Annotated in this window: 21 protein-coding genes and 2 pseudogenes; 3 read left to right on the top strand and 20 right to left on the bottom strand. The window is 39.1% G+C overall.

Annotated features, from left to right (window positions below):
* Positions 1–60: 60 nt before the first annotated feature.
* The 15 genes and pseudogenes from CWB65_RS02940 to cadR all read right to left on the bottom strand — a co-directional run bounded on the left by CWB65_RS02940 (position 61) and on the right by cadR (position 12,384).
* Positions 61–474: a MerR family transcriptional regulator gene (locus CWB65_RS02940; RefSeq protein ID WP_004589265.1), complete on the bottom strand. Its 414-nt coding sequence runs from the start codon at positions 472–474 to the stop codon at positions 61–63.
* 299 nt (positions 475–773) lie between these two features.
* The gene (locus tag CWB65_RS02935) at positions 774–1,196 is read right to left on the bottom strand and encodes a hypothetical protein (protein WP_138739853.1); all 423 of its coding nucleotides are present in this window, start codon (positions 1,194–1,196) and stop codon (positions 774–776) included.
* 147 nt (positions 1,197–1,343) lie between these two features.
* Positions 1,344–2,195 carry a formyltransferase family protein gene (locus tag CWB65_RS02930; RefSeq protein WP_238529425.1) on the bottom strand — a complete coding sequence of 284 codons (852 nt, stop codon included), beginning with the start codon at positions 2,193–2,195 and terminating at the stop codon, positions 1,344–1,346.
* Positions 2,183–2,878, bottom strand: a complete 696-nt coding sequence (locus CWB65_RS02925) for a heparan-alpha-glucosaminide N-acetyltransferase (RefSeq protein WP_259413530.1) — start codon at positions 2,876–2,878, stop codon at positions 2,183–2,185. The genes CWB65_RS02930 and CWB65_RS02925 overlap by 13 nt, the downstream gene beginning before the upstream one ends.
* The gene (locus CWB65_RS02920; RefSeq protein ID WP_008109642.1) at positions 2,869–3,744 is read right to left on the bottom strand and encodes a copper resistance protein B; all 876 of its coding nucleotides are present in this window, start codon (positions 3,742–3,744) and stop codon (positions 2,869–2,871) included. The genes CWB65_RS02925 and CWB65_RS02920 overlap by 10 nt, the downstream gene beginning before the upstream one ends.
* Positions 3,741–5,564, bottom strand: coding sequence for a copper resistance system multicopper oxidase (locus tag CWB65_RS02915; protein WP_138739852.1), 1,824 nt, complete (start codon positions 5,562–5,564; stop codon positions 3,741–3,743). The genes CWB65_RS02920 and CWB65_RS02915 overlap by 4 nt, the downstream gene beginning before the upstream one ends.
* Positions 5,565–5,591: 27 nt before the next feature.
* Positions 5,592–6,056, bottom strand: a complete 465-nt coding sequence (locus CWB65_RS02910; RefSeq protein ID WP_138739851.1) for a YybH family protein — start codon at positions 6,054–6,056, stop codon at positions 5,592–5,594.
* Between the two features lie 15 nt (positions 6,057–6,071).
* On the bottom strand, positions 6,072–6,959 hold the full coding sequence (locus tag CWB65_RS02905; RefSeq protein WP_036984766.1) for a CopD family protein: 888 nt from the start codon (positions 6,957–6,959) through the stop codon (positions 6,072–6,074).
* Positions 6,960–6,978: 19 nt separating this feature from the next.
* Positions 6,979–7,326 carry a copper resistance CopC family protein gene (locus CWB65_RS02900; protein ID WP_004589258.1) on the bottom strand — a complete coding sequence of 116 codons (348 nt, stop codon included), beginning with the start codon at positions 7,324–7,326 and terminating at the stop codon, positions 6,979–6,981.
* A 244-nt stretch (positions 7,327–7,570) separates the two neighbouring features.
* Positions 7,571–7,918 carry a copper resistance CopC family protein gene (locus CWB65_RS02890; protein ID WP_138739850.1) on the bottom strand — a complete coding sequence of 116 codons (348 nt, stop codon included), beginning with the start codon at positions 7,916–7,918 and terminating at the stop codon, positions 7,571–7,573.
* Positions 7,919–7,971: 53 nt separating this feature from the next.
* A pseudogene (locus CWB65_RS02885) lies at positions 7,972–10,554 on the bottom strand (efflux RND transporter permease subunit); the annotation flags it as partial.
* Positions 10,535–10,897, bottom strand: a pseudogene (locus tag CWB65_RS20230) (TolC family protein); the annotation flags it as partial. The pseudogenes CWB65_RS20230 and CWB65_RS02885, both read right to left, overlap by 20 nt.
* The gene (locus CWB65_RS02875; RefSeq protein ID WP_004589252.1) at positions 10,897–11,394 is read right to left on the bottom strand and encodes a DUF411 domain-containing protein; all 498 of its coding nucleotides are present in this window, start codon (positions 11,392–11,394) and stop codon (positions 10,897–10,899) included. The gene CWB65_RS02875 and the pseudogene CWB65_RS20230, both read right to left, overlap by 1 nt.
* A 107-nt stretch (positions 11,395–11,501) precedes the next feature.
* Entirely contained in the window at positions 11,502–11,855 is a 354-nt protein-coding gene (locus CWB65_RS02870) for a hypothetical protein (RefSeq protein WP_138739849.1), read from the bottom strand.
* Positions 11,856–11,994: 139 nt separating this feature from the next.
* Positions 11,995–12,384 carry a Cd(II)/Pb(II)-responsive transcriptional regulator gene (gene cadR, locus CWB65_RS02865; protein ID WP_138739848.1) on the bottom strand — a complete coding sequence of 130 codons (390 nt, stop codon included), beginning with the start codon at positions 12,382–12,384 and terminating at the stop codon, positions 11,995–11,997.
* A 79-nt stretch (positions 12,385–12,463) separates the two neighbouring features.
* On the opposite strand from cadR, the gene CWB65_RS02860 reads away from it, so the two are divergent.
* Both CWB65_RS02860 and CWB65_RS02855 read left to right on the top strand, forming a co-directional pair.
* Positions 12,464–13,195 carry a transglutaminase-like domain-containing protein gene (locus tag CWB65_RS02860; protein WP_138739847.1) on the top strand — a complete coding sequence of 244 codons (732 nt, stop codon included), beginning with the start codon at positions 12,464–12,466 and terminating at the stop codon, positions 13,193–13,195.
* Positions 13,182–14,069: a cation diffusion facilitator family transporter gene (locus tag CWB65_RS02855; RefSeq protein WP_008128682.1), complete on the top strand. Its 888-nt coding sequence runs from the start codon at positions 13,182–13,184 to the stop codon at positions 14,067–14,069. Before CWB65_RS02860 ends, CWB65_RS02855 begins: the two co-directional genes overlap by 14 nt.
* Positions 14,070–14,140: 71 nt before the next feature.
* On the opposite strand, the gene CWB65_RS02850 is transcribed toward CWB65_RS02855, so the two are convergent.
* The 5 genes from CWB65_RS02850 to CWB65_RS02830 all read right to left on the bottom strand — a co-directional run bounded on the left by CWB65_RS02850 (position 14,141) and on the right by CWB65_RS02830 (position 20,891).
* A complete protein-coding gene (locus CWB65_RS02850; protein WP_008128680.1) occupies positions 14,141–17,269 on the bottom strand; it encodes an efflux RND transporter permease subunit in 3,129 nt (1,042 codons plus the stop codon).
* Between the two features lie 10 nt (positions 17,270–17,279).
* Positions 17,280–18,176 carry an efflux RND transporter periplasmic adaptor subunit gene (locus CWB65_RS02845; RefSeq protein WP_008128679.1) on the bottom strand — a complete coding sequence of 299 codons (897 nt, stop codon included), beginning with the start codon at positions 18,174–18,176 and terminating at the stop codon, positions 17,280–17,282.
* Positions 18,177–18,246: 70 nt separating this feature from the next.
* Positions 18,247–19,539: a TolC family protein gene (locus CWB65_RS02840; RefSeq protein WP_008128677.1), complete on the bottom strand. Its 1,293-nt coding sequence runs from the start codon at positions 19,537–19,539 to the stop codon at positions 18,247–18,249.
* A gap of 72 nt (positions 19,540–19,611) precedes the next feature.
* Positions 19,612–19,983 (bottom strand): hypothetical protein, encoded by a 372-nt coding sequence (locus CWB65_RS02835; protein ID WP_235590936.1) that lies wholly within the window; start codon positions 19,981–19,983, stop codon positions 19,612–19,614.
* Between the two features lie 8 nt (positions 19,984–19,991).
* The gene (locus tag CWB65_RS02830; RefSeq protein ID WP_058405780.1) at positions 19,992–20,891 is read right to left on the bottom strand and encodes a cation efflux transmembrane domain-containing protein; all 900 of its coding nucleotides are present in this window, start codon (positions 20,889–20,891) and stop codon (positions 19,992–19,994) included.
* Between the two features lie 166 nt (positions 20,892–21,057).
* Between CWB65_RS02830 and CWB65_RS02825 the strand changes: the two genes are divergently transcribed.
* Complete coding sequence (locus CWB65_RS02825; protein ID WP_008128668.1) at positions 21,058–21,408, top strand: hypothetical protein; 351 nt, start codon at positions 21,058–21,060, stop codon at positions 21,406–21,408.
* Positions 21,409–21,458: the final 50 nt, after the last annotated feature.

Below are 21,458 nucleotides of genomic sequence, written 5' to 3'. Positions count from 1 at the left end.
CCTGACAGCAACAGCCTGATTCAGTTTTTATATTTGTGTTAGTAGCCACCCTTTTTCCTCCTATGCTTTTTTAATTTGCTCAAAGTTTTCGATGAGATGACAAACCATGTTTGCAGTCGGTGCTTTGTCTTCCATTTCTTCCCATCGAGAAAGCGCAGAAGACATTTTTCCTCGAAGTGCCAACATTGCTTGAAACTGCTTTTCTGTTTCTTCAAGCCGCTCTTTGATCAGGCTTCTGACTAATGGGCACGCACTTTTACCATCTTCAGATTCATTAATAATTTCCTTGATATCTGCAACGGAAAAACCAAGGTTTCTGGCACTTAAAATGAATTTAAGTCTCGATACTTCTTTATTCGAGTATGACTTGTAGCCGTTCACTGACTTAGCAGGTTTTAACAGTCCCAATCGCGAGTAATAGCGCACCGTATCAGCAGTCGTTCCAAGGCTTTTTGCCAGCTCCGCAACTTTCATATTCACTCCTCAGTTTTTTAGCTAAGTTTGTACTCTCATCTTCAGCTTAGACCTGTGTCTAAGACACAGGTCAAGTACTAATTCTAGTGAATAAGCTAAAAACTAATTTTTTGGTAAAAGAGAAATCTCGGTCAAAATCGACAGCATTAAGTACTGTAAATAGCAATAGTTTGAGCATGTTCATCATGCCTCCAAAAAATATTGTGCTAATTGTTCAAAACGGTTGGTAATTTAAACCAATCAGTAAATCGTTTTATTTTTGATGGGACTGGCGAAAAAAAGGCGCACTGATCCCGTGATTAGCCAATAATTGGGGGACGATAAAGTAAGAGATGGATACCAGATTTTGGTAGGGGTATACGCTGTAGAATTAGCTCAGAATGAATATTGCAAATACCTTCGTCTTGCGCTTCCACAAGATAGGCATTTAAATGAAAGCTTGTACAAAAACCGCCTTCACAACAAACACAATCACCAGCTTTACATTTTTCACAGTCTTCATCACCATGACGGTTTTTAGAGTCTTGCGAATTTTCAGTGTGATAGTGACTATTGTCAATCATTGATTGATGATGCATATTTTTGCTTGGTTGTATAATATGCGTGTCGGATGAGCCATTATGATGCTCTTCACAATTCATTGGTTTAGCAATCGCAAAGCCATGCTGCGTAAGCAACACAGTTATTATTACTATTTTAAACCACCTGAAAAGTCCAAACATTATCATTCCTTCTTTAGCACCTACAATATTAGCCACTTTATAAAAATAATTTTATGATCTTGATCAACCTTTGAACTAAAACCTACGTTCTAACCTAGCCCTTAAAGTCTGCTTCAAAACATTTTATACACACTTTTAATATACGAATTACTCTAGTACTGCTGAGTTTACTAGCACCATAGAACTTTTAAAAACAACAGCAAAGCCACCATTCATAGCCACACTAATCAGCGCTTGGTCTTCAAAAATTATGCTGCCTAGCTTGTAGTCATGTTTGAAATCGGCCACCTCTAATTGGCTGACAATAAAAAGCTCTTCATAAATTGTTATTAAGATGCCAAAATGCCCATATTGACGTATTGCTTGCCTAAATTGTTGAGTATCATTGAGCCACGACATGATTCTCCTTTCTATACTAGGTTGCTTCCAATAAGTAGCTAATCGTTTTTGTTGTGGCGTAGCACTCTCATAGATAGTTTCGAGATCATTTAACAAGGTTTGCAGTAAAGATTCCGCAAGTAAGCTTGACTTCACCATTAAGGAGGAAATGGATTCATTTTGTCCTACTTCAAATTGTTCTTGGAGTAAGATATCTCCGCCATCAAGCATATATGTGATTTTGTGTATGCTTACACCTGCAAATTCTGGTAGATCCACAATGTAAGTTAATGGCGTAGGGCCTCTACCTTTAGGTAAAAGTGAGGGATGAATATTAAAGGCATATTTTATATCTGTTATGGGCAGTCTATATCCATAGTCAGCAACGACAAAAAGAGTTACTCCAGATTTTATATATTCATCAAGTTCTTCTTTAGTCGGTCTTAAAGAATGTGTCATTATCTTATGTATGCCACAAATTCGTTTAACGATACTTGCGTTTTCCTCTACATCATTAATATAAACAGCTTCAACACTAAAGCCTTGGTTAACCATAAATGTTAAACAGTTTGAAAAGAGATTATTTCCGAAATAGAGGACTTTCATATTCAATTGATCCATTCGATAGCGCTAAAGCCAGCAAAAAGCAAAGGTTGGTGAAGTAAATAAATCAGTAAAGAGTGTTGACTAAGCAATGTCAAATAAGGGTTTATCGCATGTTGATTGGCGGGAGCCAGACGAAAGATTCGGAAATTTGCAGCCCAGATACCGAGCAAGGGCAAAGCCAACCAAGGAAAAAGAGTAACCAAGTCACTAGGATGTTTTGAAATATATTGTTCAATATAGCTAAAAGGCCAATTCCACGGTATTTCTATCGCTATGTATGCGCTAAAAATAAATAAAGATAGCAGCAAAGCAAGTTTAGGTTTCCCCACCAACCAAACTAATAGAAGTGTTGCAACTGCTATGAAGTGTAAAATACCAAAGTAAATCCAATGTTCTGGCAAGGTAAATAGTGAGGATAAAGTCACTAGTAACGCAGCACTAGATATCTTAACCGTTCGCCAAGCTAATTTCTTCGCTGATATACCACCTTGATAGGAATAAACCAGACTGGCACCAACAGAAAACAAGAACAAACTTACAATTATTGCTCTTAGCTCTTTCCAGAAAAAGCCGTTAGGTATGTCTGTTCTAATATAACCAAAATAGTTTAAATCCCAGACAAAATGAAAAGCTACCATCAATATAATTGCGGTAGCTCTCATTAAATCAATGTAGTTATTTCTTCGTATTAAAACCAAAATCTTAAACCGGCAACAAACTCAGTATCGTTGCTGCTCTGCTCGTTTAGCTTGGCGTAATCTGCTGTGCTACCAAATTTATTAGTCCACTCTACACCTACATAAGGTGCAAATTGGCGAGTAAATTCATAACGAACCCTAACGCCAATAGCAGTACTAGATAGCCCACTGCCTAGCTCATTTTGTTCATCGTCTTTACCATAAAATGTTATTTCAGCACGAGGCTGTATAATGAGCCTTTGTGTTAAAAGCAGCTCATATTCAGCTTGTGCTGTAAATGCTGTATTGCCGCTCTCACCTACATACGCTGTCATATCAAGCTCAAACCAATAAGGTGCTAAGCCTTGAATACCAAACGCTAACCATTGACGGTTTTTGCCTTCTTTATAATAATCGTAGCGAATACCGACTTGCGTATCCCAATAAGCCGAAATTGCATGACCCCATAAAATATCAGTTTGATTTTCTTCAAGCTTGCCATAACTAACATCGCCCTCGGTTTTTATCACTAATCGATTAAAGGTGGTGCCGTACCAAGCTTGTAAATCGAAAACAGCAGCATCGGCTTGTTCGTTATACTCAAGGCGATCACCTAAAATAGCGTAAAACTTATACTCATCTGCAAGGGTTAAGCGCTCGCCATCTGCTAAAGCATATGGCCCTTGCGTTAAGGTTGTGCCATTAGCATAAGCGTGTGGATCGCGAGCATTTTTAGGGGCATCGCCGCCTTGCGGCTGCATTTTATCGCCCGCCATATCGCCAGACATGTCGCCCATTTCAGTTTGAGCAAACACATTCAGGCTCAATAACGGTGCGCTAATTAATAGTGCACTAGTAAGTACTGTTGATAAGGTTAAATTTCTCATGATACAACCACCTCTCTAAACATACCTGCATCCATATGAAACAGTAAATGACAATGCCAAGCCCAACGACCAAGATCATGTGGCGTAGTTAAAAAGCTAATTCTTTGGGCGGGCTGTACCATTATGGTATGGCGGCGAACTAACACATCGCCTTGATCGTTCTCCAAGTCGCTCCACATACCATGTAAATGCATAGGGTGTGTCATCATGGTATCGTTTTGTAAAATAACTCGTACCCGCTGATTATGCTTCATATGCACAGGGGTACTTTTACCAAACTCTAAGCCATCAAAAGACCAGCTGTAGCGTTCCATGTTGCCGGTTAAATGCAGCTCAATTTCGGCTTCGGGTGCTTGGTGGTCAACTATGCCATCAAGAGAGCGTAAATCTGCAAGTGTTAAAACTCGACGGCCGTTATTGCGCAGCCCAACACCAGGATCGTCTAAGTTTGTGCGTGGCGTATCAATGCGCGCATCAATTGAGGCGCCATATTCTGTTTTAGCGTGGCGAACTTTCTGACTTGGAACAGCCAGTGGGTTTTTACCCATATTATGCTTACTATGGTCCATTGCCATCGCTCCATGACCCATTGCACTATGATCCATTTTATTAGAATTCATGCCCGACATGTCTGCCATACCTGCCATCGCGGAATGCTCACCACCTTGGGCCATATTCCCCATCATATCTGTCATCGTTAACCATTCAACGGGATCTAGAGCAGGTACTGGTGCATTAATATTAGGTGCCATTGATAAAGTACCTTTAGCATAACCTGAGCGATCCATGCTTTGTGCAAAAATTGTGTATGCGTCATTTTTAGGCTCGACAAGTACATCATAAGTTTCACCGGGACCAAATCTAAATTCATCTACTGTCACAGGTTCAACATTTTGTCCATCAGCTTGTACAACTGTTAACTTCAGCTCAGGTATTCTTACATCAAAAAACGTATTGCTAGAACCATTAATAAATCTAAGCCTAACCTTTTCGCCAGCTTTAAACATTCCACGCCAGTTTGTCAAAGGCGCACAACCATTCATTAAAAAAGTCATTGCAGATGCTGATAAGTCTGCAAGATCTGTAGGGTTCATTCTCATTTTATTCCACATTTCCCGGCGTTGTAGCGCATTTGAAACGCTGCTATTTGAAATGTCATCAAAAAACTCTGGAACAGTAGGTTGATTAAAGTTAAATACATCCCCCTGAATTTTTAATTTACGGAATAACTCCATAGGATCATCATCAGTCCAATCAGACAATAGGATGACATGCTCATTGTCAGCACTAATAATATCCTTTTCTCTTGGCTCAATAATTAACGCCCCATACATACCGGTCATTTCTTGAAAGCCACTGTGTGAGTGATACCAATAAGTACCGCTTTGTTGTAACTTAAATTTATAAACAAACGTTTCGCCAGGCATAATGCCTTTAAAGCTAATGCCCGGTACACCATCCATTTGATACGGAAGAATGATCCCATGCCAATGAATTGAACTCGGCACTGATAATTTATTAGTTACCCTGATAGTAACGTCATCACCTTCTCTGAGGCGCAAGGTAGGAGCTGGTATTGAGCCATTGATTGTTGTAGCCATTCTTACAACACCTGTGAAGTTTACGGGTGACTCATCTATCACTAAATCTATTACTTCTCCACTTAGTTCGGGCGCAGTACCTGTTGAAGTTCCAGCAATCAAAGATGAAGCTGCATGAAGAACACTTGGAAAAGCAGCTAATATACCGCCAGCAGCTAAACCTTGTACAAAGCGTCTACGCGGTGTAGAAATTTGATGTAATGGATTTTTAATTCTCATTTTGTACTCCGTTATTTAACCAATAAATTAATGTGACCAATGAATGTGCTTAATCTTCCATTCACCATTTTGTTTTTCCAGCACCATCGTTTCCATGCCTTGATAATCGCGTTCAACACCTTTATGAGTACCTGTAGTTTGACTACGCGACGCAGAGATAGCGGTATTTCCAAGTATCGTCACTTGATGTTCAAGTGTGTCGCTCTTCATCGCTGCTAAATACTTCATATCCGACAACATATGATGATGAGCATATTCATCAGCGCTCCTTTCAACGCGGCCTCCCTCGAAAATGGTGACATCATCCGCTAACTGCGCTCTAGCCTGTTTTTGATTGCCAGTTTCAAGTGCTTGATGAAATGCCAAAACAACTTTTGCGGCAGGGGTATCTATACCTTTAAACAAACCTTTGTCTTTGTTCTTATCACCATGAGAGTTTGCTGCGAAACTAAACGTCATTAATAAAACAAGTAATATATTTATTGTTTTCATTCTCTCTTTTAGGTTTTAATTTGCAGGGCCAACAACACTAGTAAGCCCAGCCGTTACAGATAAAATGGCAAAAGCTACTACCATTTCTATCGAGATAGATTTAGATAACGCCTCCCTGCCTTGACTATTTTTAAGTTGTGGAACGAGTATTAGTTTATGTTTAGCAGCAAGTGCCAAAATAGACACTACAAGGGCCAATTTAAACAACAGTGTTTGTCCGTAACTTGAGCTTATTAGTGCATCAAGACTTCCGACCAATTGAATCACGAGCCAGAGGCCTGCTACCAACAATAGGCTCACTGTAAAACTTGCTTGTTTGCCAAAGCTTTCCATCAGCAAATGAAGTTCTGCATAACTTAGCTGATGGCAAGCCTGTTTTAGTGGCAATAACGCCCCAAACCACCATACCATAACGAGCACATGCAAAATAAGCAAGCCTTTTTCAATTGTGCCTAACTCAGAAATATGACCCAGTAACGTGAATGAGTATGCAAGGATTAATAAACTCAACATTAAAGCGCTTTGTTTTAAGTACGAGTTCACAGCGAGTTTGAACCTTAAAGCTAAAGCGATTATTGCGGTAACTAGCCCAAGCGCTCGAAGCAAAGCTCCAGTGCCGACAGAGGAGTCCCACATAATAGCCAATATATCAGCGTCTATCGCCCCCTGAATTCCCTCTTCTGCCATTGCACCAGTACTGGCAAAGAACCAAGTAATATTAGCGATCAAAGCCATAACTATATAAGTTCTTGTCCACGTTAAATTCGCTATTACAGCATTAGTATGAGATTCATTATTCTCAAATATTTGCCTGAAAAATGTATAACCAGCAATACAGGCAAAGCCGACGTAAAATACAATTTTAGACAGTACAATGACTGTATTCCAGATATACATTTCCATATCAATCACACCGCCTATTTTAGTGAACCATAAAGCCGAAGCTATGTTTCATTTTATGACCATCGTTACCTAAGAAGGTTACATCCACAGCATAGTTTGCAGGAGCTAATTTAGGTAGTTTCCATGTAAATTTGCTAGTAGCGACTTTAGAAGGCTCGAATCCAAATTTAAATTCTTCGCCTTGTTTATTGGCCAATGAAACTTTTACAACCCGTACCTCTTTGGTGAACACCAAAGTTAACTCTTCTGGAGGATTCATTAGCATTGCATTATCAGCAGGCACACTTTTTTCAAGATGCACATGCGCAAATACCGCACTACTAAAAACGACACTGATTACGGTTAAAAATTTAATTAATGTTTTCATATATACCTCTATTTTAGTTTGTTGAAATTGCTATTTATGGTTTCTTAACTTCGCTAAGCATTACTTTTTAGCTCCGCCTTAGAAAGCTCCTTATTACAGCATTAGTATGAGATTCATTATTCTCAAATATTTGCCTGAAAAATGTATAACCAGCAATACAGGCAAAGCCGACGTAAAATACAATTTTTGACAGTACAATGACTGTATTCCAGATATACATTTCCATATCAATCACACAGCCTTATTAATGAACCATAAAGCCGAAGCTATGTTTCATTTTATGACCATCGTTACCTAAGAAGGTTACATCCACAGCATAGTTTGCAGGAGCTAATTTAGGTAGTTTCCATGTAAATTTGCTAGTAGCGACTTTAGAAGGCTCGAATCCAAATTTAAATTCTTCGCCTTGTTTATTGGCCAATGAAACTTTTACAACCCGTACCTCTTTGGTGAACACCAAAGTTAACTCTTCTGGAGAATTCATTAGCATTGCATTATCAGCAGGCACACTTTTTTCAAGATGCACATGCGCAAATACCGCACTACTAAAAACGACACTGATTACGGTTAAAAATTTAATTAGTTTTTTCATATTTACCTCTATTTTAGTTTATTGAAATTGCTATTTATGGTTTCTTAACTTCGCTAAGCATTACTTTTTAGCTCCGCCTTAGAAAGCTCCTTGTTAAAGGCGTTTAATTCTGGCTTTTTAACGATTGAGTAAATTACTGGGAGCACAATAAGAGTGAGTAGCACAGCACTTGTCATTCCGCCTACCATAGGTGCAGCAATACGACTCATAATCTCCGAACCTGTTCCTGTACCATATAAAATGGGCATCAAGCCGATAATGATTGTTGCAACTGTCATCATTACTGGACGAACTCGTAAGCCTGCACCGTGCAATAATGCATCTTGATATGCATCATCAGAGATAGGTTCAGCTCGCTCTTCAGCTTTTTCCTTAAGCTCAGCAAGTGCCTGATTGAGATAGACCAACATTATCACACCAATCTCAACCGCTACCCCAGCTAGAGCAATAAAGCCCACGCCAACAGCCACAGAGAAGTTAAACCCTTCCAGATACATCAACCATAAGCCACCAATCATCGCCATCGGCAAGGTAACGATAATGATAGCCACCTCACTAAACGCTCTGAAGTTTAAGTAAAGTAGAATAACAATAATGGCGAGTGTTAAAGGCAATACATAGGTGAGCTTTTCTTTCGCTCTTTCCATATATTCGTATTGCCCAGCCCAAGTAATTGAATAACCTGCTGGTAGTTTTAGATTATTAGCCAAGTGTATTTTTGCACTTTCAACATAAGTACCTACGTCAACACCGTCTATATCGATAAACGTCCAGCCATTTAAACGAGCATTTTCACTCTTAATTCCCGGCGGACCGTTCTCAACTCGAATATCTGCGACATCACCTAGTGCAATGCGTTGACCACTTGGTGTTACAACAGGTAATCGTGATAGCTGCTCAGGAGAGTCTCGATAGTCTTGCGGATAGCGTAAGTTAACAGGGTAACGCTCTTGACCTTCTACCGTTTGGGTAACGTTCATACCACCAATAGCTGTAGAAACCACTTGTTGAACATCTTCGATGTTTAACCCAAAGCGACTTGCCTTATCGCGTGAAATATCAACCTTGATATATCGTCCACCTGCAACTCGCTCTGAGTAAACTGATGCTGTGCCTGTAACTTCGGGTAAAATTTGCTCTATTTGTTGGCCGATTTCCTGAATCACATCAAGCTCTGGTCCGGCGACTTTAATACCCACAGGCGTTTTTATGCCTGTTGCTAACATGTCGATTCGGGTCTTGATTGGCATAACCCAAGCATTCGTTAAGCCCGGAAACTTAACCAATTTATCAAACTCAGCTTTTAACGATTCAGTAGTCACACCCTCTCGCCACTGCTCTTGTGGCTTCAATTGAATAAAGGTTTCAATCATGGTTAAAGGTGCAGGATCGGTTGCAGTTTCAGCTCTTCCTACTTTACCAAATACAGTTTCAACTTCTGGCACAGTGCGAATAAGCTTGTCTGTTTGCTGCAATAACTCCCTTGCTTTACCAATTGAAATACCGGGATAGGTAGTAGGCATATACATGAGATCGCCTTCATCCAATGGCGGAATGAATTCACTACCAATTTTATCGACAGGCCAAAAGCCAACGATAGTCACTAATATTGCTGCTACTATTGTCGATTTTGGAAACTTCATGACTTGCTTTAAAACAGGCATGTAGATAGCAATCAATAATCGGTTTAACGGGTTTTTCTTTTCAGAAACAACTTTGCCTCGAATAAAGTAGCCCATCAAAACAGGCACCAATGTGATCGCCAAACCTGCTGATGCCGCCATTGCATAGGTTTTTGTATAGGCGAGCGGAGAGAACATTCTTCCTTCTTGCGCTTCCAAGATAAATACAGGTAAGAATGAGACTGTAATGATCAGTAAGCTAAAAAATAGTGCAGGGCCTACTTCACTCGCAGCCTTAGCAACAATTTGCCAGCGATTTTCATCTGTTAGTGGTGTTTTCTCCATATGCTTGTGCATATTTTCAATCATCACTATTGCACCATCAGTCATCGCACCAATCGCAATAGCGATACCGCCTAAAGACATAATGTTGGCATTGATGCCTTGCATATACATGATAATGAACGACACCAAGATACCTAATGGCAGAGTAATAACTGCCACAATAGATGAGCGAAGATGAAATAGGAAGGCCACACAGACAATAGCCACGACTGCAAGCTCCTCTAGCAACTTGCTCCAAAGGTTATCAACAGCACGATCTATTAACTTCGATCTGTCATAGACAGGGACAACCTCCACCCCCTCTGGTAAAGAAGATTTGAGCGACTCAAGCTTTTCTTTTACCCCATTTATGGTTTGTTGAGCATTTTCACCAAAGCGCATAACGACAACACCACCAACAACTTCGCCTTCGCCATTAAGTTCTGCGATACCACGGCGCATTTGAGGACCAAGGTTAACGTTGGCAACATCTCCAATACGCAACGGCGTGCCTTGTTCGTTAATACCAAGTGGAATTTTCTCTATATCACTAACTGATTGAATATACCCCGTTGCGGTAACCATATATTCAGCTTCAGCCATTTCCACAACGGATGCGCCAGTTTCTTTGTTCCCTTTTTGTAAGGCTATTTGTATTAAACTTAGAGGAATATCGTAAGCTCTCAATTTGTAACTGGTCTTTCTTGATCTCTAGACTGTCGCCTCTCGGAAACATTTGAGAGACGCCAACCTTTAGCTGAGTCATTCCTTCCTGATCTAAATCCCAAGTATCTGTTGGTAAATTCATTATCCCTAGCGATACTTTCGGATCAGGCAAAGTACCTGAAGCAATACTTCTATTTTCAACTGCACTTTGTTTCAATCGGCTACCATGAAGCCAAGGATCATTTTGCTGAGCTAAGGTGATAGCTTGTTCAAGCGACACTACTTTCTCAGCTTGAGCTGAGAATACAGATAAGCCGAGTATTAATGCAGTTGAAAGTGAAGTAAGGTTTGAAGAGTTCAATTTCATTAGAATTGCTCCTCGTATGTCTTAACTTTTGCATAGACTTTGCTCGTTCCATCTTTAAATAGAATTAACACGTTGTATGGCATAAAGCGGTCATCGACTTCCATACCGGGAGAGCCAACTGGCATTGCTGGAACTGAAAGCCCAATCGCATTGGGATGTTCTTCTGATAAGAACTGCTGAATAAATTTAGCAGGTATATGACCTTCAAAGGCAAATCCATTTCTACTCACTGCCGTGTGGCATGAACGGTAATTAGGTTTGATACCATACTTAGTTTTGATGTTGCCGATGTTTCGGAAATCTTTGGAATGCGCAACGATCCCTTTGTCTTCAATATGAGTTATCCATTTTTTACAACACCCACAAGTAGGGGTTTTATAAACGATTAACTCCAAAGGTGTTACGTCGTTATTGTGTGCATGGTTATGTTCGTTGGCGTTTGCAAACGCAGGTGAAAGCAGCATTACTACTGCTATTTTTAAATACTTATTGATCATTTTTGCCCCCAGACATCGCTGGAAAATATCTATAGCGCTACGACGCTATATTGACTAACAGAAAAATTAATTACATGTGCGAGAAATTTGGACGCACTAATCCTGTATTAGGCAAAAATTGGTGGACGATAAAGGGAAGTGGAAATTGAATGAGGTTGTTTAGATTGCAGAGCAGCTACAGATTCACTGAATATTTGAATATCTGTCGAATCAATACTGGAATTTAGGACTGTCGTAGATGAGCAAGCATTTGCAGGACAAATACATTCAACGTCACAACAATCTTCTGATTGACCATTACTGCTTTTATTCATATCACCATGATCCATGTTCATGTTCATGTGTGATTCGTGAGAACCTGATGACATTTCGCAAGGCATAGCAGAATACACAAATGCTTGCCCAACAAAGGCAATCAGCATAGCTACAACAACTAAGACTTTTGAAAGTGGTTTAAACATAAAGTTCTCTCAACAAAATACCTGCAAAATGTTAATGTATTTTCTTCTCTTTGTAAATTAAACACTATTTATTTTATTCAATCGCTTGATTTACATCAGTAAAATTTATAGTAAATCAATTGATTTCTTATATTACGTTTCAACTGTCCAATGTTTTAATGATCCCGCAGGCTTCAATTGTATTGTCTGACCCACAAGCACTTGCCATCTGTTGTAATTCAGCTTTAAGCGCCCTTAATTCTTTCATGCGTTTATTCACTAGTGCAAGTTGCTGATCAATTAATGCATTAACGCTAGAGCAGCTTTCTTCTGGCTTATTTTTTAATTCGATAAGACGTTTAATATCATTAAGTGATATATCTAGGCTGCGACAATGTTTTACGAATTCCAATTGTTTAAGTGCTTTACTATCATACAGCCTGAAATTACCTTCTGAACGGTTTGGATTTAACAGTAATCCTTCTCTTTCATAATATCGAATCGTTTGTATAGAACAGCCCGATTTTTTAGACAATTCGCCTATTTTCATCAATTTTCCCCAGACACTTGACTCTATAGTTACTATAGGCTCTATAGTATAAGTATGCAACGAAAAGGATATATAAAAAATGACTGAGAAATATTTAAACAATACGAATATCGTTAATTTTGAACACAAAGATATCCAATCCCTGATCGATCAGCGAGGATGGCAAAGCTTAGACGATTTCAACAAAATTGGAGCAGCATACCAATTTGTGAAAGATGAAATTTTGTTTGGTTACAACAAGAGCGATGATATTTCAGCGAGTGAAGTGCTGTCTGATGGTTATGGTCAATGCAATACCAAAGGCAATCTACTAATGGCTCTATTGCGTGGATTAGGCATTCCATGCCGATTTCACGGGTTTACTATAAACCAACAGTTACAGAAAGGTGCCATACCAATCTATGTTTTTTGGTTAGCGCCGAAATACATTATCCACAGTTGGGTAGAGGTTTACTTTGATGGACGTTGGATCAACTTAGAAGGCTTTATCTTGGATGAGCAATATCTCACTTCGTTACAACAGAAATTTAGCGAAGAAAAAGATAACTTTTGTGGCTATGGTGTTGCGACAAAATGCTTCTCTGCTCCAGATACAAATTGGCGCGGAACTGATACCTATATTCAAAAAGAAGGTATTCATGATGATTTCGGACTTTATGACTCTCCTGATAAGTTCTACCAAGAAAAAGGCACTAATTTGTCAGGCGTTAAACGTTGGATGTATCAGCGAGTGATCCGTCACCTGATCAACTTCAATGTCGCCAAAATAAGAAAGACGACAGTACTGGAGGTACAAAATGCACAACCATAATCACAGTCATCAGCATGGTAAAAACGACCGGATTGGCTGGGCATTTTTCCTTAATGTGATATTTACTATTATCGAATTTATTGGGGGTTGGCTAACCAACAGTACTGCGATAATGGCAGATGCCGTTCACGATCTTGGTGACAGTCTTTCTATAGGTTTTGCATGGATTTTAAGTCGTTTTTCAGATAAAGAAGCATCAGACAAATTCAGCTATGGTTATCGCCGACTTACACTTTTTGGTGCATTGGTAAATAGTATCGTTTTGATTATTGGTTCTATTTGGGTTTTATTTGAAGCAATACCGAGGTTGTCCAATCCTGAAATGCCTGTTGTCGAGGGGATGTTAGGGCTAGCGATACTCGGCGTTGCCGTTAACGGATATGCTGTATTAAAATTAAAAGCTGGAGAAACCTTAAATGAAAAAGTACTTACATGGCACTTGCTTGAAGACGTACTTGGCTGGGTTGCTGTGCTTATTGTATCTATTGTGCTGTTATTTGTAGATTTGCCCATTTTAGATCCGTTACTATCTATTGGCTTCACATTGTTTATCTTGTTCAATGTTTTTAAAAATCTGAAATCAACAATTGTCTTGTTTCTTCAGGCCGCGCCAGATGAAGAAACTCAAGAAAGTATAAAAGAGTCGCTAACTAACCTTCCAGAAGTTAATGGCGTACATCATCTGCATTTTTGGTCGTTAGATGGCGAAAGTCACGTATTAACCGCTCACATAGAATTAGTCGAAAAAATTGACGTTGATGAATTAATTAAACTTAAGGAACAAGTGGCTAAGAGACTTTCTGCCTATCGCTTGTCTCATACAACCATTGAATTTGAGTTTCCTAAAGAGACTTGCCGAGATGATGCGAATTAAACTTTAAAAATTAAAATAAAAAGATTAAATATAAAAGCAGCTTAAACATAAATTAAGCTGCTTTTTTGTTTTTAAATTTCGTCAGATTGCTGTTTACTGCTCTCAGCGCCATGCGCCCATTGATATAAAATAGGCAATACAAACAAAGTTAAAATTGTAGAAGATATAATACCGCCGATAACAACTGTTGCTAGTGGTCGTTGCACTTCTGCACCAATTCCAGTGTTTAACGCCATTGGAATAAAACCTAAACTTGCGACCAGTGCCGTCATTAAAATAGGTCTTAAACGAATGATGGCACCTTCAATGATCGCTACGTAAAGGTCGCCTTTTTCATGCCAAAGATCTCGAATAAAAGCCAACATAACCAAGCCATTTAATACGGCAACACCTGACAATGCTATGAAGCCGACACCTGCCGAAATAGATAAAGGCATGTCTCTTAAATAAAGAGAAATTACGCCCCCAGTTAATGCTAACGGTACACCACTGAAAATGATCAATGCATCTTTTAATGAACCAAATGCAATAACCAAAATACCTAAGATAACAATTAGTGTGATCGGCACAACTAAGCTTAATCTTTTACTCGCTGACTCTAGCTGTTCAAAGGTTCCGCCATAATCAAGCCAGTATCCTGCTGGAATTTCTCCTTCCTGATTAATTTTAGCTTTCACTTCTTTGACAAAACCGCCTAAATCTCTACCACGAACATTGACGGTAACCACAACTCTTCTTTTACCGCTCTCACGGCTAATTTGAGCAGGTAAAGACTCAGATTTAAGCTCTGCAACTTCTTCAAGTGGCACATAGTTACCATTCTCAAGTGGAAGCGGCAGAAATTTCAAACCATCAATATCCGTTCTAGTTTGCTCCGGTAGACGAACAACTAACTCAAATCGTCTGTCTCCTTCATAAATGATCCCCGCAGATTCCCCCCCTATTGCAGTGGCAACCCAGTCTTGCAATTCGGTAACGTTCAATCCATACCTACCAAGTGCTTCGCGTTTAGGGATTACCGATAAAGATGGAACACCTGTGACTTGTTCCATTCTGGCATCTGCTGCACCATCTACGGTTTTCACAATATTTAGAATATCTTTTGCGGTAAGTAATAACCGATCCAAATCATCGCCAAATACTTTGATGCCCACATCAGCTCTAACGCCAGAAATCAATTCATTGAAACGCATTTGAATAGGCTGAGTGAATTCATAGTTGTTGCCCGGAATGTTTTTCAGTACCTCTTCCATTTCTTCAACTAATTCACTCTTTGGCTTTGAAGGTTCGGCCCAATCTTTACGTGGTTTTAAAATAACAAAGATATCAGCAATACTCGGTGGCATTGGATCAGTTGCTACTTCTGGTGTGCCGATGCGCGAGAATACTTTATCAACTTCAGGAAACGCTTTAATACGTTGCTCAAGTACTTCTTGCATTTCTACTGATTGCTCTAGGCCAGTCGATGGAATTCTTAATGCCTGTAGTGCAATATCACCTTCATTTAATTGAGGAACAAATTCTGTCCCAAGCGTAGTTGCTAACCAAAGGCTATACCCCATTAACAGCGTTGAGAATGAAACAATAATCCAACGAAATTTCATCGCCATTTTTAACAATGGTTCATAAATAGACTTGGTTGAACGAATAACTACACTTTCTTTTTCGCTGATTTTACCTTTCATAAACACAGCTACAGCAGCAGGAACCAGTGTAACTGAAAGGATCATTGCGGAAATTAACGCCATAACGACAGTTGCCGCCATAGGGTGGAACATTTTCCCTTCAACGCCAGTTAGCGTGAAAATGGGGATGTAAACAACAGTGATAATTGCCACACCAAACAAGCTTGGACGTATCACTTCTGAAGTGGCTTCAAAAACGGTATTTAGGCGTTCTCTTAAGTCTTGCCTATGACCGTTGTGTTGGGCCTGTGCTAACCTACGGACAGAGTTTTCAACGATGATTACAGCCCCGTCCACTATCAAGCCAAAGTCCAATGCGCCGAGACTCATTAAATTGGCAGATACTCCTGCTTGCACCATACCTGTGATTGTCATTAACATGGAAATAGGGATAACAGCAGCGGTAATGAGAGCTGCACGTAAATTTCCAAGTAGAATAAATAACACAACAATAACTAAAAGCGCACCTTCAACGAGGTTTTTGGTAACGGTTGCAATCGCTTTATCTACTAATGTTGTTCTGTCGTAAACAGGCTCAGCGGTAATGCCCTTTGGCAGAGATTTTTGTATTTCGCTGAGCTTCTGTTCAACTGCTAAGGCAACGGTGCGAGAATTCTCACCAATCAGCATCATGGTTGTACCAAGCACTGTCTCAATGCCATTACGAGTAGCAGCCCCTGTTCTAAGTTCTTTGCCAATAGCAACATTGGCAACATCACTTATTTTTACAGGAATACCATTGTACTTTTTGATGATGACATTGAGGATCTCATCTATTGTCTCAAGTTGCCCAATGGAGCGCACTAACACTTGCTGTCCGTTTTGTTCGATATAACCTGCGCCACGGTTGTCATTGTTTTTACGTAATGCATCAGATATTTCTTCAAAGGTTACCTGATGAAAAAGTAATTTTTCGGGTTTAGGCGTTATGTGATATTGCTTGTTGTAGCCGCCGATACTGTTGACCTCAATGACGCCTTTAACTTGAGCCAATTGCGGTTTAATGATCCAGTCTTGTATTTCTCTTAAGGCAATAGCGGTATAAGGCTCTCCATTAGGCATTTTAGCGTCAGGAGAAGCTTGTACGGTATACATAAATATTTCGCCAAGCCCTGTCGAAATAGGACCCATTTCTGGCTCTAAGCCAGAGGGAATAACGCCTTTTATCGCAGCTAATCTTGCATTGATTAAGTTGCGAGCAAAATAAATATCGGTTCCCTCTTCAAAGATAACGGTTACTTGAGATAATCCATATCTTGACAGGGAGCGGGTGTGAGACAGCTTTGGCAATCCGGCTAAGGCTGTTTCTACAGGAAAGGTCACCCTTTGTTCCGCTTCCAAAGGTGAATAACCGGGGGCAGAAGTGTTTATTTGTACCTGCACGTTTGTTATATCTGGAACAGCATCAATGGGAAGTTTTTGATAACTCCACATACCAACGCCGATGATTACCATCAGCAAGCTTAATACTAAATAGCGCCTATTTATTGCAAGACGCAAAATTGATTCAATCATATTGCGTCTCCTAATCGTCGTCTTCTACTTCAGATTTCAATATATCTGCTTTTATCAGATAACTGTTTTTGTTTACATATTCAGTGTCTTTACTGAGGCCACCAATAACCTCGATATAGTTCTTATCTGAACGTCCTAATACAAGCGGTGCAAATTCGTACTCTTCATCTTCTTTAACAAATACACCTAATTGTCCACCTAGCTCTTGGATAGCAACTTTCTCAACGGCTAAATCCACCTTGAATTGATTTATTTTGACGTTGCCTTTTAATAATTGACCTGACGTTAGCTTTAACTCAGTGTTGTTTAATCGTACCCGTGCCAATACATAAGGTTGGTCTTTAGCTGGAATAATATTAGTGATGACTGAACTGAATGCGTGTTCACCTTGCTCAATATCAACATGCTGACCGACTTTGATTTGATTATATTGGCTGGTAAACACCTTAAATTCAGCCCACAAGGTGTCAAAATTGACGATTTCAAACAAGCTAGTGTTTTGCGTGATACCGCCAACATTTCCATTTCTCTGTAAAACTACCCCAGAAACAGGGGACGTTATTTTATAGGTATTTAAGCTTTCGTTAGATTCAATAACGGCCAATAGATCTCCTTTTTTTACCTTATCACCAACAGTGGAGTTAATTGTCTTTATAACGCCGTTATATCTAGCGCCAACTTGAAATAATTGTTCAGCGCCTATCGTCGTAGCGCCGTATACAGGGATAGTTTGGTTCAACGTTTTTGAAGCTAAATAGGCTGTTTCAACACCAAGCCTTTTTGCCATGTTATTGTTTATTTTGCTAATGCCTTCTTCGCCTTCATGTTCATCTTCACTAGCGATAACACTTTGAATGGGTGATAGATACCCAATAAAAATCAATAGTGCGAGTAAATAGTTTTTCATTTTGAATTCCTAAACGATTCAGTTAATAACTGAATCAATAAATTGTTATTAAACTTAAAGTGATGTTTATTTAGAGTGACAGCGCTTCGTTTGTTAGTTTTTCTATCTCTGCGCCATAAATTAGGGCAGCAGATGCCGCATCAATGAGGGTTCGCCGAGCATTTAACAGCTCTTGTCTAGCCGATACATAATCAAGATATCCATATCGACCTTTTTGATAGGCGTCTTGAGTATCTTCCAGTGCATCTTCAAGCATTGGGATAACCGACTGCTTTAATGAATTAGCTGTTAATATGGCTTGTTTTCTATTGGAGTATGCTCGTAGTAAGTGATTTCTAAACCTCAACTTAGTCGCCTCTTTCTCTATGGCAACTTGGTCACGCTCTGCTAGCGCACTAGCGATTGCACCAGAATTTCGCTTTTCAGCAAACAAAGGTAAGCTAAAGCCAGCGACCAGTACCGTATCATTGACTTCTTGAGAGCGCCTAACACCAACAGACCATTTGATATTGGCCGTTGACTCTGTTTTAGCCAACTGTAATTCGGCCTCTTTTAGTCGCTGCTCACTTGCATAAACTTGAATAGCAGGGTTTTTCTCTAATTTCGCAAAGAGACTACTAAAATCACTATCATTGCCAAACTGAAACAGATCTCCAGTTACTCTAGAGAATGACACTGATGTTTCTCCCCAGTAAGCTGATAAAGAAAGCTTTAGATATTCCAAGCGCTTTTGTTCAGATTGAAGGGTGAGGTTAGCCTGAGCAATAACTGCTTTTGAGCGTTTCACTTCAGCCTCAGGAGTAGCACCTGCGCGGTTACGCTGAGATACAATCTCTAACGTTTCTTGTGCTAAGCTCAAAGCATTTTCTGCCAATATAACTCTTTGTTGGGCTGCAAGTACTTCCACGTACTTCTCAGTGACTTGAGCCATTAAATTAAGCGCAGAGACTTCTTTCTCAGCATTGAGTAGTGCTCTTGATTTTGAAACAAGTCCAATCCGCGCTGAGCGTTTATCTCCCATTTCGATAACCGAAGATAGAGCGACTGTTAATTCAGCACTGTCGAATGCATTAAATTCACCTGAGCCTGCAAAGTTCTCAGCTTCAACTTCTAGTTCATAAGCAGGATTTAAACTTGCTGTTTGTTCTTGTCCTGTTAATGCGGTTTGTTTGAAATCAAATATTTTGAGTTCAGGATTTTGTTTAAGCGTCCACTGAATTGCCTCTTGAAGATTTAACTGCTTTTCAAAGGCATAAACATTAAATGTAAAAAGTGACAACGCGAGAAACGCGATATATTTAAGCCGAGGTGTTACACACCTCAAAATTGCTATCTTGCGATGCACACAGGTATTAAGTGCCATGTATACTTTCCTATAAATTTATATGTTTTTTTCGGTCATTAACATTTGACCTTTCATAATTTTCTATAAAATTTAGGCGTATTTAGGTGGGCGGAATGGCACCGAGATATAGCCTTTTAGCTCAGGAGAAACTAAGGCGTAGGTAAGGAAATATTCTATTGTTTGTAAAATGTTACAAGAATAATCTGCATTTAAAAATAAGTGACAACAGCAACAAAAATTACAATTATCAATTGAAGTGTTGCTATTACTCACCTCAAATATATTGGAGGTTTCTGGAGATTTTAGCGGGGTAATAGACTCAGTTAGTGATGTATTAAAAGAACTTTCAATTAAGTTTACTTCAAGCTCTTCTAGCGAAAAAAACACAGATTGCACCGCGATTAAAATCATTATCACGTATGATATATTTGATTTGATATACGATGAGTGCATTATTTTCATTTCTCTGCTTAATACTTTAGCTGTAAGATGCGGCGAGCACCGTTTAAAACGACAAGAGCAATTATCAAACCAATCACTAAATCTGGATAACGACTGCTTGTTGCTGTAACTAATAAGCCAGCTAAAATTACACCAACGTTTGCGATAACGTCATTTGCTGAAAAAATCCAACTCGCTTTCATATGAGCGCCGTCTTCTTTGTTGCCAAATATCAAAAACAGACAAGCAACGTTAGCGATTAGTGCTATTCCACCAAATATCATCATTAAAGAAGAGATCGGTTCACTACCGTAAACAAAGCGTCTTACGACTTCGCTCAAAGCACCTAGCGCTAGAATAACTTGAAGCACACCAGATATATGTGCTGCTCTAAGTTTCATGCTAATACTTTTACCTACGGCATAAATAGCTAAACCATACACAGCAGCATCAGCAAACATATCTAATGAGTCTGCAATTAGGCCAGCAGACTGTGCAATAATCCCAGCAATTACTTCTATAAAAAACATGACTCCATTAATGGCTAACAACCATTTTAGGGTTGATGCTTCTTTCATCTCATTTTTTTGGGCTAAGTCTTTTGCTTTTGCAGCTTCTGTACTGCAACTTTGTTTAGTTGACTCTAACTCTGCACCGAGTTTAAGTTGTTGTAACTTTTTTGTTATCTCATCTAAATTTTCATCATGAAAAACTTTGACTAAGCGATTAGGAATATCAAACTGCAATCCAACTGAAGGCTGAATTGAGTCAAGTGCTAATCTGATCAATCTCTCTTCTGAAGGACAGTCCATTTGAGGCACTTTATATGTACTGACAAACGCGCCACTATAGTTATCTAATTGTGTATCAATTTTTACGTCTTCGTTGGTAGGAGATGATTGACACTTACCACTACATTTTTCTGACATATTTAACATTCCGAAACAATATTAAAATAAGTATAAAATCTATAGTGGCTATAGAGTCAAATAAAAAGTTATTTAATTTGAAAAGATTGGGAAGTAACTAAATTGGCTAGTTTAAGTAAATAGTTTCTGCTAGTATTTTAAATACTATATTTAACAGGTAATAACTTTGAACCTTAATGTTGTGCTAAAAATACTATTAGTCGTTTCTATTGTTTTGCAATCGTTAACTGCTGTTGTATCCGCAACATCTGAGAATCACCAGATAGATATAGAGCACCTTCAAACTCAACATGATCATGACGATGATCGAAATGTTTTAAATGATAATACAGATGATGAACAGCACGATGTAAAGGATTGTCATCACTGTGGTCATTGCAGTGGCAGCCACTTATCTTGGATTTTAGTCAGTAATTCAAATGTCGATGGTAAGCTAAATATTATCAATAAAACTCCTTATCAATTTGACCAGACAAAAGCCTTCCTAGAAGCGATACATCGCCCACCTATTTCTTAATTAGATTAATTTTTAATGACCTATTTATTCTTTAACAATGGATAAAGGGT

Source organism: Pseudoalteromonas sp. S554, assembly GCF_005930865.1.
GTDB classification, from domain to species: Bacteria; Pseudomonadota; Gammaproteobacteria; order Enterobacterales; family Alteromonadaceae; genus Pseudoalteromonas; species Pseudoalteromonas marina.
This window is presented reverse-complemented; position numbering and strand designations above follow the sequence as displayed.

Coding starts and splice junctions, on each gene's coding strand:
- CWB65_RS02860 (WP_138739847.1), top strand. CDS start 12,464: ATGACTGAGAAATATTTAAACAATACGAATATCGTTAATTTTGAACAC.
- CWB65_RS02850 (WP_008128680.1), bottom strand. CDS start 17,269: ATGATTGAATCAATTTTGCGTCTTGCAATAAATAGGCGCTATTTAGTA.
- CWB65_RS02840 (WP_008128677.1), bottom strand. CDS start 19,539: ATGGCACTTAATACCTGTGTGCATCGCAAGATAGCAATTTTGAGGTGT.
- CWB65_RS02870 (WP_138739849.1), bottom strand. CDS start 11,855: ATGTTTAAACCACTTTCAAAAGTCTTAGTTGTTGTAGCTATGCTGATT.
- CWB65_RS02905 (WP_036984766.1), bottom strand. CDS start 6,959: ATGGAAATGTATATCTGGAATACAGTCATTGTACTGTCTAAAATTGTA.
- CWB65_RS02935 (WP_138739853.1), bottom strand. CDS start 1,196: ATGTTTGGACTTTTCAGGTGGTTTAAAATAGTAATAATAACTGTGTTG.
- CWB65_RS02830 (WP_058405780.1), bottom strand. CDS start 20,891: ATGTCAGAAAAATGTAGTGGTAAGTGTCAATCATCTCCTACCAACGAA.
- CWB65_RS02920 (WP_008109642.1), bottom strand. CDS start 3,744: ATGAGAAATTTAACCTTATCAACAGTACTTACTAGTGCACTATTAATT.
- cadR (WP_138739848.1), bottom strand. CDS start 12,384: ATGAAAATAGGCGAATTGTCTAAAAAATCGGGCTGTTCTATACAAACG.
- CWB65_RS02930 (WP_238529425.1), bottom strand. CDS start 2,195: ATGGATCAATTGAATATGAAAGTCCTCTATTTCGGAAATAATCTCTTT.
- CWB65_RS02875 (WP_004589252.1), bottom strand. CDS start 11,394: ATGATCAATAAGTATTTAAAAATAGCAGTAGTAATGCTGCTTTCACCT.
- CWB65_RS02845 (WP_008128679.1), bottom strand. CDS start 18,176: ATGAAAAACTATTTACTCGCACTATTGATTTTTATTGGGTATCTATCA.
- CWB65_RS02855 (WP_008128682.1), top strand. CDS start 13,182: ATGCACAACCATAATCACAGTCATCAGCATGGTAAAAACGACCGGATT.
- CWB65_RS02890 (WP_138739850.1), bottom strand. CDS start 7,918: ATGAAAAAACTAATTAAATTTTTAACCGTAATCAGTGTCGTTTTTAGT.
- CWB65_RS02940 (WP_004589265.1), bottom strand. CDS start 474: ATGAAAGTTGCGGAGCTGGCAAAAAGCCTTGGAACGACTGCTGATACG.
- CWB65_RS02900 (WP_004589258.1), bottom strand. CDS start 7,326: ATGAAAACATTAATTAAATTTTTAACCGTAATCAGTGTCGTTTTTAGT.
- CWB65_RS02835 (WP_235590936.1), bottom strand. CDS start 19,983: ATGAAAATAATGCACTCATCGTATATCAAATCAAATATATCATACGTG.
- CWB65_RS02915 (WP_138739852.1), bottom strand. CDS start 5,564: ATGAGAATTAAAAATCCATTACATCAAATTTCTACACCGCGTAGACGC.
- CWB65_RS02910 (WP_138739851.1), bottom strand. CDS start 6,056: ATGAAAACAATAAATATATTACTTGTTTTATTAATGACGTTTAGTTTC.